Origin of the sequence: Pseudomonas sp. Irchel 3H3, from assembly GCF_900187635.1 — a bacterium.
Taxonomy (GTDB): Bacteria; Pseudomonadota; Gammaproteobacteria; order Pseudomonadales; family Pseudomonadaceae; genus Aquipseudomonas.
Map to the genome: position 1 here is coordinate 1 of NZ_FYEC01000050.1, position 16,878 is coordinate 16,878.

At 56.8% G+C, this 16,878-nt stretch carries 14 protein-coding genes and 1 pseudogene; 8 read left to right on the top strand and 7 right to left on the bottom strand.

Annotated elements, in window-relative coordinates:
- Window positions 1-502 precede the first annotated feature (502 nt).
- Window positions 503-1,177, top strand: a complete 675-nt coding sequence (locus CKW24_RS27240; RefSeq protein WP_095171945.1) for a hypothetical protein — start codon at window positions 503-505, stop codon at window positions 1,175-1,177.
- Window positions 1,178-1,416: 239 nt separating this feature from the next.
- On the opposite strand, the gene CKW24_RS27245 is transcribed toward CKW24_RS27240, so the two are convergent.
- Window positions 1,417-4,770 carry a P-loop NTPase fold protein gene (locus CKW24_RS27245; protein WP_095171947.1) on the bottom strand — a complete coding sequence of 1,118 codons (3,354 nt, stop codon included), beginning with the start codon at window positions 4,768-4,770 and terminating at the stop codon, window positions 1,417-1,419.
- 303 nt (window positions 4,771-5,073) lie between these two features.
- Window positions 5,074-5,943, bottom strand: a complete 870-nt coding sequence (locus tag CKW24_RS27250; RefSeq protein ID WP_095171949.1) for a GyrI-like domain-containing protein — start codon at window positions 5,941-5,943, stop codon at window positions 5,074-5,076.
- 207 nt (window positions 5,944-6,150) lie between these two features.
- Here CKW24_RS27250 and CKW24_RS27255 point away from each other — a divergent pair, with 207 nt between their 5' ends.
- A complete protein-coding gene (locus tag CKW24_RS27255; RefSeq protein ID WP_095171951.1) occupies window positions 6,151-6,588 on the top strand; it encodes an NUDIX domain-containing protein in 438 nt (145 codons plus the stop codon).
- Between the two features lie 88 nt (window positions 6,589-6,676).
- The gene (locus CKW24_RS27260) at window positions 6,677-7,243 is read left to right on the top strand and encodes a dihydrofolate reductase family protein (protein ID WP_095171953.1); all 567 of its coding nucleotides are present in this window, start codon (window positions 6,677-6,679) and stop codon (window positions 7,241-7,243) included.
- Here CKW24_RS27260 and CKW24_RS27265 read toward each other — a convergent pair.
- The 4 genes from CKW24_RS27265 to CKW24_RS27280 form a co-directional block, all read right to left on the bottom strand.
- Window positions 7,240-8,286, bottom strand: a complete 1,047-nt coding sequence (locus CKW24_RS27265; protein WP_095171954.1) for an alpha/beta fold hydrolase — start codon at window positions 8,284-8,286, stop codon at window positions 7,240-7,242. The two genes, CKW24_RS27260 and CKW24_RS27265, sit on opposite strands and share 4 nt — an antisense overlap.
- Before the next feature lie 39 nt (window positions 8,287-8,325).
- Complete coding sequence (locus CKW24_RS27270; protein WP_095171955.1) at window positions 8,326-8,616, bottom strand: hypothetical protein; 291 nt, start codon at window positions 8,614-8,616, stop codon at window positions 8,326-8,328.
- A gap of 223 nt (window positions 8,617-8,839) precedes the next feature.
- A complete protein-coding gene (locus CKW24_RS27275; RefSeq protein WP_095171957.1) occupies window positions 8,840-10,036 on the bottom strand; it encodes an MFS transporter in 1,197 nt (398 codons plus the stop codon).
- A gap of 49 nt (window positions 10,037-10,085) precedes the next feature.
- Window positions 10,086-11,135 (bottom strand): NAD(P)-dependent alcohol dehydrogenase, encoded by a 1,050-nt coding sequence (locus tag CKW24_RS27280; protein WP_095171959.1) that lies wholly within the window; start codon window positions 11,133-11,135, stop codon window positions 10,086-10,088.
- Between the two features lie 160 nt (window positions 11,136-11,295).
- Here CKW24_RS27280 and CKW24_RS27285 point away from each other — a divergent pair, with 160 nt between their 5' ends.
- The 4 genes from CKW24_RS27285 to CKW24_RS27300 all read left to right on the top strand — a co-directional run bounded on the left by CKW24_RS27285 (window position 11,296) and on the right by CKW24_RS27300 (window position 16,077).
- Window positions 11,296-12,228, top strand: coding sequence for an AraC family transcriptional regulator (locus CKW24_RS27285; RefSeq protein ID WP_095171961.1), 933 nt, complete (start codon window positions 11,296-11,298; stop codon window positions 12,226-12,228).
- A gap of 88 nt (window positions 12,229-12,316) precedes the next feature.
- Window positions 12,317-12,772 carry a (2Fe-2S)-binding protein gene (locus tag CKW24_RS27290; RefSeq protein ID WP_095171962.1) on the top strand — a complete coding sequence of 152 codons (456 nt, stop codon included), beginning with the start codon at window positions 12,317-12,319 and terminating at the stop codon, window positions 12,770-12,772.
- Window positions 12,772-15,021: a xanthine dehydrogenase family protein molybdopterin-binding subunit gene (locus CKW24_RS27295; protein ID WP_095171964.1), complete on the top strand. Its 2,250-nt coding sequence runs from the start codon at window positions 12,772-12,774 to the stop codon at window positions 15,019-15,021. The genes CKW24_RS27290 and CKW24_RS27295 overlap by 1 nt, the downstream gene beginning before the upstream one ends.
- Before the next feature lie 57 nt (window positions 15,022-15,078).
- Window positions 15,079-16,077, top strand: a complete 999-nt coding sequence (locus CKW24_RS27300; protein ID WP_095171966.1) for an XdhC family protein — start codon at window positions 15,079-15,081, stop codon at window positions 16,075-16,077.
- Between the two features lie 51 nt (window positions 16,078-16,128).
- On the opposite strand, the gene CKW24_RS27305 is transcribed toward CKW24_RS27300, so the two are convergent.
- Window positions 16,129-16,506: a cytochrome c gene (locus CKW24_RS27305; protein WP_095171968.1), complete on the bottom strand. Its 378-nt coding sequence runs from the start codon at window positions 16,504-16,506 to the stop codon at window positions 16,129-16,131.
- Window positions 16,507-16,753: 247 nt separating this feature from the next.
- On the opposite strand from CKW24_RS27305, the pseudogene CKW24_RS28545 reads away from it, so the two are divergent.
- A pseudogene (locus CKW24_RS28545) lies at window positions 16,754-16,878 on the top strand (IS110 family transposase); the annotation flags it as partial.

The window sequence follows — 16,878 nt, forward strand, 5'->3', positions numbered from 1 at the left end:
GCGGAAGCATCATTTTCAACAACGCAGCTTTGCGTTCTTCTGAATAGAAAGGCATGACCTTACTCTTGCCGCCCCCGGAATACTTTTAAAAAGCGGAGGACACGACAACTACCCTGACACCGGGGGGAGATCGAAATCTTGAATGTCCGCAGAGCCTTCAGACTGAGATTTCACATAGAAACGTGCTGAAGAGGCGCTTTCACCTTCCCAAACTACAGTGTTCTGAAAAAACCGAATTTTTCAACAGAATCGGCCGCTAGCAGCCCTTCGGGGAGGGCTGCTAGCGGCCAAAAGGAGCCAGTCGACGGCATCTAGGAAATTAGGGGCGACTCAATACATCCTGCAGAGCGTTCAAACAAATTCGCTGCACGCGAAAAGTTAAATGAGTATTTTGAGCTGGCCATACGAGGTGTTGATGCTTTCATGCGAGACATCTAACTACTGAATGCAGCCGACTCGCTAAAGCGGCTGGCTGATTTCTGGCATCGTGGGAGCTTGGTAAATGTTTACATATTCAGACCGTGACTTTATGTCGAAAAACATGAAGGTAGTTGTTGATTCAATTGAGTCAAAGCTGAGTGAGCCATTTTTTTCGGAGTTCAAGGTGGTCGCGATAGCCGCAATATCCAGATCCATAGAAGCAATTAAGGTATTTGAGGCGTCAGGGTTGCACCGAGACCTTTCGTGCTTCAGAGGCAATCAGGCCGAAGATTTGATAAATGCGCTTTTCTGCGAGTTCACTGACGAGATAGTAGATAGCGAAGCGTTTCAGGTGCTCGACGCCTTGCGACATTCATTTGTGTGTTATGCATACAATGGCCTGCATCAACTTTATACGCGTCAAGAAAATGAGTGTTGGCGCCCCCAAATAGCGCTCACAGAAGTGCTTGAGCCAAACGATATTGACTCATTGCCTCGGGTTTTGACCCTATATCGAGGCTGCGATAGAAGCGAGTTTGAAAACCGCTCCTTCGGGCAAGCGTGGTCTACATCGTTAGAGTCCGCCAAAAAATTTGCGTATGCTCATTATTTAGGTCAGGACTGGTTTGATGAAAATAACAGGGTCGTATTGGAAGCGAGCTACCGAAAAGACCATGTTTTATTTTCGGATCAATCAATAGAGTATGAGGTGGTAGTTGATGTCAACAAATTGGATGGTGTACGTAAACACGCTTAATAATTCACTGTAGACGCGACGCCCTGAGCTCAGACGTCAACGTCAGTTCTGGCTGATAGCGGTTATACCTCCTAACCGACCGACTGCCCTTCATGGTCTCGACTCAAACTGCTCCGCTAGACGTCACGAGTCTAAGCCGACCCACTACATAATTGATTACCAGAGTGCCGCTAGAAGTTTCGCCTGCTTTCCTCCCTCACGTGTTGTGTCGTCAAGTCGATGCAGGTGACTTCGATTTTTCACTCTTTGCCGAAAAGGGCTCTTGCCAATTTCTGCATGCGTCCCTTGTTCCCATGCTGCTCGGATAGGTTAGTGTAGATATTTGGGAGGCGTTCCTTAAGCTTGGTTACCTGGGAAGCGTACGTGTCTTTATGTTCATTAGAAATTTTCCACTCAGCGAATTGAGACGCTCGTGAATCTATAGAACTCGCTGCGGATCTTGTGCCCTCAGGATCATTGTTCATCTGCAGTAGTATCTGAAGAAGGCGTTCCTCCTCTTCAGGTGTTCTAGGGGTGATGCTCGGCAATAGCTCGCCGTATTCGCCCAGAATAAAGATTGAGGCCTCCACAGAGACTTTGAGATCGTACACAAACGGTCGAAGCATGGTGCCAGTAATGGCGCGGGTGTCTTTTTCAAAGAGGTTGAGCAGTAGCTTTGAATTCTGAATGATCGTGGAGGACGGTTTGGCGAACGTGGCTTGTTTCACTGCAGCTATAAGCCAGACAGACACAGCTTGGTGAGCTGAAGTCTCACCCGCAAAATCGATTTTGTGGTCGATCATGTATGTCAACGCAGTTCGCTCATTGGTGCTGGCAGCTTCAATGAAGTTCGTCCATCCAGAAGCATCAATACCTATCCCAAAGCTTCGATCAAGTATGGCGGCTCGCAACTCCAGCAACTTGGTGTTGGATCCTTCAAGGGCATGTCTCAAGAACAGCGTGTCAATATCTGGGAGCGCGGGTACTTTCTCGGATGCCAAGTTGAACGAGGTGAACCAATCAAGAAATTCATTATCCGTTAGGTCGTAGCCACTCAGCCTATCCGCAAGGGTCGAATACGACTCATAGACTTGGTCAGAGGCAACGTTTCCGATGGCTCCGACCTTAATCAGCCTGGACAGAATCGGTGCCACTAGGTGTGAAGACTCATCTTCAATCGTCAGTTTGAAGAGGTTTTCAGAGATGATCGCTGCCCGAACCAACGCGTCCAGATAATCCTGTTCGGCTTCAAAGGCCTCCTTGATGCCTGGAATCTCGCTTAGTGGTACCCCCGTGTTCAGCCTCATGTACATGACTGCAATCGAGACTTTGATGCGGTTGGATTTCACGTTAGGTAGATGCAACAGAATCAGCTGTGGTATCGCGCCGGAAAGCTTTCCGAACAGGGCTGCTGCGAACCAGACCCTATGTTCAGTAGGGTTCAAATCAATTGCCGTCGTAACTGCCGCAGTGGGCTCAACACCTAAGAAATAAGGTCTAGGGATAGTGCTCAGTCTTTTTTGGCCAAAATAGGCTGTGAAACATGGCAGCCAATCGGTTTCATTGAGTGGAACTCGATTCAGCTTTGCATGCTCAGTCGCTGCCAGTTGCAGCACTGCGTCCCTCAAGCCATTGTCGTTGAGGCTGATTTTACTCGTATCAATCTTTTTGAGATCTGGATCGGGCATCACCATATGGAACAACAGTTCAGCGCCACCCATGGTCAAGGGTACAAAGGGGGAGTTCACAGAATCCAGGTAGCTGTCGTACCTGGAAATGGTCTCTGTGTAGCCTTCAACAGACTCAGGATCATAGGCCTCTTCTGCCATTTCTTCGAACGCGGTTTTGGCAGTCGCCAGTGCTTTCTCGAAGATGTCTGAGCGTAGGCCTAACCCAATCAGTCCTTTGATGGATTCAAAGTAACCGGGTTCTGTGCTTACCGAATTCAACTGATCCCCATTCCCGAATTTCGCACTCACATGCGGCAGCAGGTCATCAATGCTGCATCCTTCCATTTGAGACGCTTGATGGAGGGTTTTCAGAAGACTGACCGGGGAAACGGGTGTCTCCAAGCGGCGAACAAAAGAGTCCTTGAACCCAAAGTAAGGGACGAGTGCGGCGAGCCTTTTACCGTCTTGGGAGTCGATAGCATCTTCAAGTGGCTGGTCGATCAGCTCAGCGATGGCGATATCCGAAGATGTCTGGAAATGGATCTGTAGGATCTGGATGGGCCAGCCTGTTTTCATGTCCTCTCCCAGAAGTGCCTTCAGGGAGCGCTTGGTTTTATCGATGTTCAGCGCCACGGCTTGGGCGGTTTCATCTTCAGCCTCTGTGGCGCTCTTAGCGCTCTCACCGACCGTCGGAGCATCTGGGTCCTTCAGCATCTCCTCGATGGCCACGCCATTATATTTACAGATTGCCAAGTAGGCAGCGATGCAGACTACGTTTGGTCTATCTGCAGTGACCAGCAGTGTGGTTGCGATGTCGTTAATGAATCTTTTCTGTAGGCGAGGAGTCACCAACCCGCCAGCCATGGGGCTATGACGCTGGAGAATCACGCTGCACGCATCAGCATCCAACAGGTTGGATGCACCAAAACTCTCACTCCAAAGTTTTCTGAATGCATCTTTCCAACCGGATGTGATGATCGGCGGGGTACGGAACACCACAGGGAACTTCTTGGCGATGAAGTCCTTCGAGTCGTAGCTCTGCTCGTTGTCACCATTGAGATATTTGGATACCTTTGTGGAGCAGAATGGCACTATGACACTGAGATTTTCCTCGCCTGTGACGGACGTGAAAATTTCTAGATCGCTCCATACCGCTCGTAAGACATCCCGTGGGAGCCTGTCCAAGTTATCGATCACAATGATGATGTGGTAATCCTTCACTGCATGTAGCTGCTTCCGGAGGGCCTGCTTCAAATCGAGAGGGCTTACCTCTTTGCTGACTTCGATAGTTTCGGTGATTCGATCATCGGAGCTGCCTTTGAGCAGACTGGCCAAGTTCCAGCGTTTCTTAGGATCCTCTTCTCTTCGGCTAGCCAGATACGCGAACAGAAGAATAATGCCAGGCGCTGTGCACGCCAGCAGGTAAAGAGCATGGAGCCCTAGGGCGAGAGAATCGCTGCCATGTAGGCGAATTAGATAGTCACGAATAAAGGTCGGAGTAAGTACACCACTTGCGATCAGTAGCACTGCCCAGATACTGATATGACTGCGGGTGTCCTTCGTGTAGCTGTAGTGCCGACCTAAGGCGATGTCGCGGCTGATTTCGACCTCCGCGATTTGCTTTTCTCGACCCAATGTCTTGAGCAGTTCTGTCACTTGCTCGGTCAGTTGTTGGATAAAATTGCTTTTGATCGAGCCTTGATAATTCTGCTCGCAGTCAAAGAGCCACAGCTTCGTCTTCGACTTCTCCGTAACGATCTTCTTTTCGAGCATCTGAAGGATCGAGCTCTTCCCTGAACCGAATTCACCGTCCAATCCAATCACCCGGTGATTGGTTTTAGGCTTTAGATAATCATGCATCGCTTGAGCCACGCGGTCGTGACTCTCGCCCTTGAAAACATCGACATCGGACGGGCTTTCATTTTGGAAGTTTAGGATGTTCATCAGTTCCTTGCACCTCGGCCGGCCAGTACCGCATGGCCAATGGCCTCCAGCATACGACTTTGACGGCAATTTGCACCAGGAGCAAAAAGAGCAAAAAAGGGACAGATTTATTTGGCTCCTGGTCCCAGATGAGAATGAGGGGCTGCATATTGAAATACATCGCGTTTGACGAGCAGTAACACCTGGAGCCGAGTTCTGTGGAATATCCGCTTTTGGCGGTTTTCTACCTGTCTCAACCGGTTGAAATCGAGCCTGAACAGACACTCGTCAGCGTCAGCTCAGGCTCGAACGCTATTTGCTGCGCTATTGCAGCGGGACATACACATCGGTTTGCCATTGATCCCGCGGGGTCTCGGGATAGGCACTCAGGTAATGGAAGAACAGCGGCTGGTCACGCAGTTCCTCGCCACTGGTTGGCAGCCAGTCGCGGTAGATCGGATAGATCGTTTCGCCGATGTGATCCGGTGACCCCGTGTGTCGTACCACGACGCAACGGCCGGCGGGGATGACGATCTCGTGCACGCCGAACTCATTGGGCGCCACCGCTTGGTGAATCTCGCCGCAGATTGCGAAGCGAAATTCCTGTGCAGGTGTCGTATCGGGGTTGCTATAGGGAATGCCAAAGGTGCGACACGAGGCCACCGGCGACTGTCCACTGTGCATACGCCACTCGATGAACCTGTTCACGCTTTCACTGACGAGCCCGGCTGGCCCGCAGTGCTCAAGCGCGGCGACCTTGACCTCGGGGAAATCTACGATTCGTACTTGCATGATGACTGTCCTTGAAAAGTGAGGGATTGCGAACACCGCATTCCAGACCTGCCAGTTCGGTTCCTTCCTGAACGCGCTCGGCGTCATCCCGATCGCCCGCCTGAACGCCCTGCTAAATGCCTCGGGACTTTCAAAACCGGCATCGAGTGCCGCGTCCAGTACCGAGTGATCAGCGAGGGCCGCCAGGCGATGTGCCGCGCGGCGTAGTCGCATCAGTTGCACATAGCGTGAGACGGGCACTCCAACGAACGCGGTGAATTGTCGATGGAAGTGAAATGCCGAAAAGTTCGCCACACGGCTCAACGTCTTCACCGACAGGTCGCCTTCGAGATTGGCATCAATGTAGGCGAGCACGGCGTTGAAGCGTTTTGTGTAAGCGAGATTGCTCGGCATGTCAGACACTGGAAAAGCTCCTGGAAGTACGGTCGTCAATAGAGTCGACTATAGCGCCGTGCACGCGCCTAGCCGCGTTTGCTCAAGGCCCGTTTTGTTTGGCCAATGTGATCACTTGGCTGCAGCTCACGATGCCAGTCAGGACCCAGCCACAGCCCTGACGCATTAGCTGAACGCGTATGATGGCGGGCCCTCATTACCGATACGGAAATCGCCATGCGTCCTGACAAGGCCTGCCCAGTCGTACTTTCTTCTACGTCGCCACCCAGGATCCTGTTGTTCCGGCATCCTCAAGCGGGGGTCCAACTGGTGAAGGGAACCATTGAACAGGGCGAAATACCGGCTCGAGCTGCCCTGCGTGAATTGGCGGAAGAGTCGGGTTTAAGCACCGCCGAAATCGTCGACGATCTAGGCTGCTGGGACTCCGCTCATCAGGGCCAGATCTGGTCGTTTCACCTTTGCCAGGCGGGTGGACCCTTACCTGAGCAATGGTCACACCAGACGCTCGATGACCATGGTCACCTCTTCGAGTTTTTCTGGGCTTCGCTCGACTGCTTACCCTATGACGATTGCCATCCTGTTTTTCGTCGAGCGCTGGTGTTTTTGTGCGGGGTCTTGCAAGCGCGTGGGCACTTGGAGGACAAGCGGCGTTGATGTAACTACAGCGTGATCATTTTTTCCCCAAGAATTTCGGGCCTCAGCTCATGCTATAAACACCGCCCAAACAGGAGGTTCCCAGACTATGGATAGAAAATGCTCGGTGTTCATCGCGGCCAGCGTTGACGGCTTCATTGCCAGGATTGATGGCGATATCGAGTGGCTTCATCGGCCCGAGTACGCGTGCGCGGCTTTGAAGGGGCTCAGTTACGACGAATTCATGACCACGGTTGATGCCATCGTCATGGGACGCAAGACCCTGGACAAGGTGCTGTCCTTTCCTCAATGGCCCTACGACAACACGCCAGTCGTAGTGCTCTCGCATGGGGAGGTGGCATTGCCACAAGAACTGAGGGGCAAGATCGATGTGCTGGCCGGCGACCCGGCACACATCGTGGAGCAGTTGGCGGCGCGAGGTCTCAAGCATCTCTACATAGATGGGGGGCAGACCATCCAGGCTTTCCTTGCTGCGGGATTGATCAACGAGATCGTCATCACGCGCATTCCAGTGTTGTTGGGCAAAGGCATTCCACTGTTCAGCCAGTTTGCTGATGAGCTGGGCTTACGCCTGATTGACTCATCAGTATCGGATAACGGATTTGTCCAGAGTCGTTATCAAGTGCTCGCACCGGCTGATATTGCACAAGGTTAGGGTTGCTTGGCGGCAGATGACTCAAGAAACTCCGCGATCAGCGAAGTCACCTGCTGTTGAATCACCTCCCGTGCACGTGCGCTGTCGCCATCCTGGCAAATGATGCCATCGCCTGGTACTTCCTCTTCGAGCAGTGCCTGCGCCCCCGGTTTGCACACCGACAAGAAAGTGAAGTGGCTCGCGTCGCTGATTTCGACGTAACGACTTGAAGCCGCCGGCAGACGTTTGGCCAGGTGGGCAGACTCCAACTGCGCAGGAAGATCATGCGAAGGCGCGCCGGCAGCGATTACCAGCGCAGGTATTGGCAGCGCCGCCAGGCTCGCATCGGTCATGCCCCGTGAAAGCCCCACGTCTAGTGTGACCACGGCAGTGACACGTTGATCACGCAAATCGGCGGTCAATGCGGCTTTTGATTGTGAGGTGCTTGCCGGGTTCATCCGTGCATAGACGCTGCAACTGGTTAACTGCGGGTGCGCCTTGCAGTCTTGGGCGAAGCGGTCTGGGTCGAATTGCGCGCCGGCGATCTCCAGGGCGGTCCAGCCGCCGAGTGAATGGCCAGCCACGGCAATTCGGTCTTTGGCCACCGCGCCGAATTTTTCAGGTTGAGTGGTAACACTATCAATGGCTCGGCTCACATCAACCGGGCGCTGCCATAACTGCGCCGCTGCGTGAGGGCTGCGGTCATGGGTGGTGGAGCCCGGGTGATTGATGGCAGCGACGATGTAACCCCTGTGAGCCAGCGCACTGGCGAGCCAGATCTGGTTGCTCCAGTTACCTCTGTACCCGTGCGAGAGCACCAGCAACGGATGCTTGCCAGCCGCGGGCGGTGCGTCACGAACCGCAGCCGCCCCGGCAAACACCGCATCATCGCCGATCAGTTGTGTGGCGGCGGTGGTTGCACTGGGGTACCAGACCACCATCTGCAGTGCGCGGTCATTGTGCGCGTCCACCAGCGTGGAAGATTGGAAGCCGACAGCGCTTTCGTCAGCGAGTGCGATAGTCGTCAGCCCGGTCAACAGCAGGGTGCCAAAAGCTATTTTCAATGTGGTTTCTTCCTTGATCCCGCTATCACATCAGTTCATTCAATCTCTACGCCGGTCAAGGCACTCACGGCGCAGGGTCAGGTTGTTGATCTTCATGCAACTGACCGAGTGATCGTCATCGTAATCGTTGTTTTTGGCTTTGTCCTTGGCCTTGGCGCAATTGCCATTGTCATTACAATTGCCTTTACCTTTTTGCTCGTTGTTGTTTTTTAAACAGTTTCTGACGTCACTTGCACTGCCCGCATCATCACAGTCCGAACCGGCAAAGGACAGCGTTGGCAATGCCAGGGATAACAGGAATATGCACGCAGTGGCCGATAGAATTCGCATAATCAAACTCCTGAGTAGTTTGTTTTTTTACCTGCAGCTATAGCCTTGAACCGACCCGGCTGACTATAGCAGGCGCCTTGAAAGTGGCTCGCCAGAGAAAGTAGGGAAAGTGGACAGATTTATTGTCCCCGCAGCTCAATACCTGCGGGTGCACTGTGCAGTCTTCGGCGAAGCGACCGATCTGCCCAGAGTCACGTAGCTCGCTGGGCAGGTCCTGATCTCGTCAGGCTGTCGCGTTCGACTCGGCGAGATGAACTTCAGTGGCACTGCGACCCGCTAGCCAAGCGAGAACAGATGCGATGACCAGCACAATCGCGCTCAGCTCGAAGGTGGCTCTATAGCCGCTCAGGTCAAATGCCAGGCCGCCGATGATTGCCCCTCCTGCGATAGCCAGCTGGACAATGGCTACGAGCAAGCCGCCACCGGCTTCAGCATCATCAGGAAGCGTTTGCGCCAGCCATGTCCACCAGCCAACGGGAGCGGCAGTCGCCACCAGGCCCCAGAGTCCGAGCAACACGGCGGTCAGTAACGGCGATGCACCGAAGGCCACCAGAGCCAGCGCTATAACAGCCATTATCAGAGGTATCACGGTCAGTGTGCGGTAGAGGCCATTGCCCATGAATCTCTCGATCACAAAGGTCCCGATAAAACCGGCCAGTCCGAGGCCCAGCAGCATCAAAGACAAGGTTGAAACGCTGACACCGGTGACGACCTCAAGAAAGGGCCGCAGGTAAGTGAACAGCATGAACTGCCCCATGAAAAATACGCTGACGGCGACCATGCCCAATGCGACTGGCAACTGCTTCATCAGCCGCAGGGCATTGCCGCTGCTTGCGTTACGCTCGACCTTGAAGGTCGGGAGACTGATCAGCAGCCATATGGCCGCAATCGCTGCGACCGGAACCACACACAAGAACGCCCCGCGCCATCCTATCAGCGAGCCAAGGAAGCTCCCCGCCGGGGCTGCGATGACCGTAGCCAGAGCGTTACCGCCATTGACCATGGCCAGCGCCCGGGAAACTTGATCAGGCGGCACCAGACGCATGGCGGTCGCCGCTGACAATGACCAGAAGCCGCCAATAGCGATACCGATCAAGGCACGCCCCAGCATGAAGGAGGGGTAGCCTGGCGCGAGGGCGACGACCGTACCTGAGACGATCATCAGCAAGATCAGGCACAGCAGCAGCCTCTTGCGCTCGACGCGAGCGGCAATTGTTGCAATGACCAGGCTGGTGACTAATGCGAATGCACCGGACACGGAAATACCCTGGCCTGCCTGGCCTTGCGTGATGTTCAGCTCCGCCGCAATGGGGGTTAGCAGGCTGACGGGCATGAATTCTGAAGCAACCAAAGCGAATGCGGCCAACGACATGGCCAGCACGGCGCTCCAGCCGCGTTTTTCTGTAGCGCGAACAGTCATGGGAACTACCTGTCTTGCGAAAAGCGTGATGGTTTGCGTGCGCCGTTGGTCACCCCGCCAGCGTTGCGGTGTCGATCACAAAACGATATTTGACGTCACCCTGGAGCATCCGCTCGTAAGCCTCATTGATGTGCTCGGCACGTATCAGCTCGATGTCCGAAACGATGCCGTGCTCGGCGCAGAAATCGAGCATCTCCTGGGTTTGCGCGATGCCGCCGATCATCGATCCCGCCAGGGTTCGACGTTTCATGATCAGGTTGAACACGTTGGGCGCTGGATGCGGCGAGGCGGGCGCGCCCACCAGTGTCATCGCGCCGTCGCGCTTGAGCAGTACCAGCAAGGCATCCAGATCGTGGGGGGCGGCGACGGTGTTGATGATCAGGTCGAAGCTCTTCAGGTGCGCGGCCATTTGCTGCGCATCGCTTGAGATCACCACCTCATCGGCGCCCAGGCGTTTGGCGGCTTCACGCTTGGATTCGGACGTGGTGAAAGCCACCACATGCGCGCCCAGTGCATGGGCCAGTTTGATGCCCATGTGACCCAGGCCACCGATGCCCACCACGCCGACTTTTTTCCCGGGGCCGGCGTTCCAGTGACGCAGCGGCGACCAGGTGGTAATGCCCGCGCACAGTAGCGGCGCAACGGCCGCCAGCTGTGCTTCGGGGTGGCGAATGCGCAGTGCGTAGCGCTGATGGACAACGATCGCTTGCGAGTAGCCACCGAGCGTCCAGCCTGGTGCGTCCTGCGTTGGAAAGTTGTAGGTGCCGATCATGCTGTCGCAGTAGTTCTCAAGGCCTTCGGCACACTCTTGGCAATGCTTGCAGCTGTCGACGATGCAGCCGACTCCGACCAGATCACCCGGTGCGAACCCGGCGACCTTCAGGCCTACGGCTGTGACACGGCCGACGATCTCGTGACCGGGCACGCACGGAAATTGTGTACCTTGCCATTCGGCGCGCACCTGGTGCAGGTCCGAGTGGCAGATGCCGCAATAGGCGATCTCGATCTGCACATCTTCCGGGCCGGGATCACGACGAGTGATGCGCAAGGGTTCAAGCGGTTTGTCGCCCGCATGGGCGCCATAAGCGAAGACTTCCATTGTGGCTCTCCTGTAACAGTTCGACACATTCTCCCGGTCGATTTGCCTCTGCCCTAGTGCATTCCGCTTGAATGCTTGCCTAATCCTATGGCGATGCAGGGCGGTGGATAGGAAACGCAGCGTGGGCGCACTAGAGTTCAGTCAACAGGAGCGACCTGACATGAATCCCAACCCGCTGCGCCATGAGTCACCCTTGGCGTTGAACATTGACCCGCGCGTGAGCGAAGCGGGTGACTTCGCCACATCCATACCCGGCCTGTCGCTGTTTCGTCGCGACCAGCCGGCGCCCCCCGCCGTGTGCATGATTGAGCCGAGCCTGATACTGGTGGGCCGTGGTGCGAAGCGGTTGTGGGTTGGTGGTGAGGGTTACAGCTACAACCATTCGCGGTTCCTGGTCACGTCATTGGATCTACCAGCCAACTCCGAAGTGATTGTTGCCAGTCCCCAACAACCCTGTGTCGGCCTGGTGCTGAAACTGGATGTCAGCATGCTTGCCGAGGTCATCACCAAGGTCGGCTTGCCTGCCAAGCGAATTCCAGTCATGGGTTCAGGCGCTGGCATTGGCAACATGTCGTTCGCCCTGGAAGGCGCGCTCGATCGCCTGCTGGCATTACTCGATGAACCGGAGGCGATCCCGGTGCTGGCGCCGCTGATTCTGCGGGAAATCCACTATCGGCTGCTGAGTACCGATCAAGGGGCACGGCTGCGGCAGATAACCGCCGTCGATGGCCAGGGTTATCGCATCGCCAAAGCCATCGACTGGCTCAAGCTCAACTACACGGCTGCGCTGCGCATTGACGAACTGGCGGCGCGGGTGCAGATGAGCGCACCCACCTTCCACCATCATTTCCGCCAGCTCACCGGCATGAGCCCGCTGCAATACCAGAAGTGGCTGCGCCTGAACGAGGCCCGTCGGCTGATGTTGACGGAGCGCCTGGACGTCTCACGGGCGGCGTTCGCCGTCGGGTATGAAAGCCCCTCACAGTTCAGCCGCGAATATGGCCGCCTGTTCGGCACCGCACCCAGTCGTGACATGGCGCTGCTGCGTGGGCAGTCATTCGAGGCCGAAGGGCTCGGTAACGCGGCAAGTTGAGCGAAAGAACAGCTTTACCGGTGGTACGCCTCGCAGCGTTTCACCGCTTAAAACAATGCTCGTCAACCGATGATCAAGCGGGTGAACCATGGAACTACGAATCAACCAGAAGACCTATCAGGTCGATGCCGACGCCGATACGCCCTTGCTGTGGGTGATCCGTGATGACCTGGGCATGACCGGTACCAAGTACGGCTGCGGGCTGGCGCAATGCGGCGCCTGCTCGGTGCTGGTGGACGGCAATGTGGTGCGCTCGTGCATCATGCCGGTGGCCGGTGTGGTTGGCCGGGAGATCACCACCATCGAGGCCATCGAGGCCGATGAAGTAGGGAAGCGGGTTGTCGCGACCTGGGTCGATCTTCAGGTCGCCCAGTGCGGCTACTGCCAGTCCGGGCAGGTTATGGCAGCCACCGCGCTGCTCAAACAAAACCCCGAGCCGAGTGACGCGCAGATCGAGGCCGCGATGGTCAATCTGTGCCGCTGCGGCACGTACAACGCTATTCATGCCGCGATGCATGAGCTTGCTGCCAAGGGGAGCGTGTGATGAACGTACGTATCGATCCGTCCCTTGAGGCATCGGCATTCGCTCTGCACGATCCGATCAATGTGTCGCGCAGACGTTTTTTGACCGGTACCGCCGTCGGCGCACTGGTCCTCGGTTTCGGCCTGCCGCTCGGTGCGACCCGGGTGCAAGCTGCGGCAGCCACGACTGCCGGGCGCGGCACCCAGGTCCCGGCGTTCCTGGAAATCCGCCCGGACAACCGCATACGGCTGCTGTGCCCTTTCATGGAGGGAGGGCAGGGTACGTTCACCGCGATGGCGCAGATCGTCGGTGAAGAACTGGACGCCGACCCGGCGACCTTCCTGGTCGAAGCCGCGCCGCCCGGCGAGGCTTTTGTGGTGATGGAGAATGGCATGCGTGTCACCGGTGGCAGCATGTCGGTGCGCATGAGTTACCCGGTCATGCGCCGCCTCGGCGCACTTGCCCGCGCCATGCTGTTGCAAGCGGGCGCGGAGAAGCTTGGGGTGCCGGTGGGCGAATTGACCACCGAACCTGGCAAGGTGGTGCATGCCGCGTCGGGCCGCTCGTTGGCGTACGGTGAGTTGGCCGAGCGTGCGATGGACCTGCCAGTTCCCGATCCTGCCAGCGTGCAACTGCGTGATCCGAGCCAGTTTCGCTGGATCGGCAAGCCGGTAAAGCGCATCGATGCCTACGACAAGTCCACCGGCAAGGCGCTCTACAGCATCGATCTGAAGGTCGATGGCATGCTGCATGCCGCCGTTCAGCATGCCCCGCGCTTGGGTATGACGGTGGGCAACCTGCGTAACGAAGACCAGGTCAAGGCCATGAAAGGCGTGCATTCCGTGCATCGTCTGCCGGGTGCCGTGGCAGTGCTGGCCGAGCGCTGGTGGCACGCCAAACGTGCGGTGGAGGCGATTCAGGTCGACTGGCAGGAGCCAGCGCTCGACAGCAAAGTGCGACCGATGCCCGCAGACTTTTCCAGCGACGACTGGCTCAAGCGACTCGCTAACGCAAAGGGGCTGGCCAGGGATGACGAACACAAAGGGGACGTTGCTTCGATTCTTGCTGACGCCAAGACCCGGGTCGACGCCACCTACCACAACCAGTACCTGAACCACGGGCAGTTGGAACCGCCTTCTGCGCTGGCCAGGTTCAATCCGGACGGATCGCTGGAGGTCTGGCTACCTAATCAGGCGCCGGACATGTTTCTTGCAGACATAGCCAAGCGCACGGGGCTGGATCCGTCTCGCATCACCTTGCATTCGCCACTGCTGGGTGGCTTCTTCGGTCGGCATTTCCTCTACGACTCAGCCAGTCCCTATCCCCAGGCGATCGAGTTGTCCAAGGCGGTTGGCCGCCCGGTCAAACTGATCTGGAGTCGAGAGGAAGAGTTCCTGCGTGACGTGCTCCGTCCCGTTGCCGCGGTCAATTTTCGCGCCGCGCTGGATAACGATGGCTGGCCGCTGGCGATCGAAGCGATCAGTGCCACTGAAGGTCCTAGCGAGGCCATCGCGGGCAAGCAGGGTGACAAGCTCGACCCTACTGCGCTTGAGGGGTTGTCGGGCAAGTCCTACGCGATCCCCAACAAGCGAATCGCGCAGATCTACGTCAAAGGCCCGGCCATGCTGGGCTACTGGCGTTCGGTGGGCAATTCCCTCAACGACTTCTTCTACGAATCGTTTCTTGACGAACTGGCTGACAAGGGCGGCAAGGATCCGTTCGAACTGCGCCTGCACCTGCTTCGTGGCAACCAGCGCCTGACCACGCTGCTGCAGGCTGTGAGTGAACTGTCGGGCGGTTGGAAGCGCGGGCCGTTTACCGCCGAGGACGGTAGCAAACGTGCGCGCGGCATAGCGATGGCTTCGCCGTTCGGTACGCAGACTGCCGTGATCGCCGAGGTGTCCATCGAGAACGGGCAGGTCAAGGTGCACGATATCTGGCAGGCGATTGACCCCGGCAGCATCGTCAACCCGGCTATCGTCGAAGCCCAGGTCAATGGCGCCGTGGCGCTGGGGCTGTCTCAAACGCTGGTGGAGGAGTCGGTGTGGGTGGATGGTAAACCCCGGGCTCGCAACTTTGACTTGTACCCGATCCTGGCGCCTGCGCGGATGGCCCGGGTACATGTGCGGGTTGTCGAGAGCGGGGAAAAAATGGGTGGCATCGGCGAACCGCCGCTGCCCGCCGTCGCGCCCGCTGTCGCCAATGCGGTGGCTACGCTGACTGGCCAGCGGGTTCGTAGCCTGCCCATGAGCCGGCACACCTTCACCTGATCTGCGCCTGGATGGCTGGCCGTGCCTGGTACACCACATACGCTAGAGGAGAGCCAAATGGAAAGCATCGACTTGCTGGTCCTGCGCACCGCGCGGGACTGGCTCGCCGCCGGCGAGCGCGTGCTGCTCGCCACTGTCGCGCGCACATGGGGTTCTTCACCGCGTCCGGTAGGGTCGATGATGGCTTTGCGTAACGACGGTCGGGTGGTGGGCAGCGTGTCCGGCGGCTGCATTGAGGATGACCTGATCCATCGCTACACCACAGCCCATGGCGGGAGTGGCCTGAAGGACGGCGCACCCGAGGTGGTGCGCTATGGCGTCAGCGCCGATGAAGCGCACCGTTTCGGCTTGCCCTGTGGCGGTACGCTTGAGCTGATTCTGGAGTTCAGCCCGTCCTGGCGGTTGCTCGATGAACTGCTGGCCGAAATGGACGCCGGGCGACTGGTGCGCCGCCGCCTGGTACTGCAACCCTGTCAGGTCACCCTCGAACCCACGCAGACCCCGGAGCAATTCAGCTTCGACGGCCAGCAGATGCTCAATACCCTGGGACCGGGGTATCGGATGCTGATGATCGGAGCCGGCGCGCTGGCCGAGTACCTGGCCATCATGGCGTTGTTCAACGGATTCAAAGTGGCGGTTTGCGATCCACGTCCCGAGTACATCGAGACGTGGGCGGTGGCCGGCGTGGAGTGCATTGTCGGCATGCCCGATGACGTGGTTCGTGACTTCGCGGTCGATCTGCGAACCTGCATCGTCGCCTTGAGTCATGATCCCAAACTCGACGATCTCGCATTGCTCGAAGCCCTTCACGGACCGGCGTTCTACATCGGTGCCATTGGCTCGCGGCGCAACAGCCAGCTGCGCCGCGAGCGCCTGATCGAGCATTTTGCTGAGACCCAAGCGTCGCTTGAGCGTCTGCACGGACCGATCGGTATCTACATCGGCAGCAAGACGCCCGCGGAAATCGCCGTCAGCGTAATGGCCGAAATCCTTGCCGCCAAGAATGGGGCCAGCCTGCCGAGAGAGTTGTCAATTGCCAGGTCCAAAGCGCACTAAGGAGTGCTCAGTCGTTCGCTTGGATTGCCGTGCCCAGCGCTCATCTCGTAATCATCGGGTTTTTGCAATCACAGCACTCATGTACTGATTCAAATCGCGAAAATCGTTAACGCTCCACGCGTGCGGCGCCACCTTTACGCCATTCTCGCGCAAGGTCCGGGGAATCAGGTCGCCATTGGGGCGCAGGATAATCGAGGAGACAATAACGCCCGGATAATCACTCAAGCGTTTCTTGAAAGTGGCTGTGGTCAGGTCCGGTGTCGGCGGGTTGCTTTTGTTGGCCAGAGGTCCGGTTCCCTTGATATCCGCTCCATGACACATGGAGCATCTCTGGGTAAAAAGATTCTTGCCGTTGGCATTATCGGCGAAGGACAGTGCGGTCTGCGTCAGCGAGAAAAGTCCTAGCGAAGCGATCAATAATACTTTCATGGTTTTCATCTTCCTTGATGGAGTGGCCGCGTTTCGGCGCGCGGCAAAGATATCAGCCCGCGTGTCGGCACACACAACCATTTGCGCTGGCCACACACCGCCATCGCGGGCGAGCCCGCTCCCACAGGTTTGATGTGGTGTATACAGAATCTGTGAACAGCCAAAATCACTAATGAAATGGTTACCCCCGCCGCCCCCAGTGATAGCCCACTAAGCTTTCACTGGGGGCTCACCGGAGACCATTGTCATGAACAAAGTAGCTATCGCCGCCATCGACCTGGGTAAAAACTCCTTTCATCTTCACGCCCAAGATGAACGAGGTCATGAGCTTTACCGCAAAAAATTCACTCGCGTAGCACTTGTCCAACATTT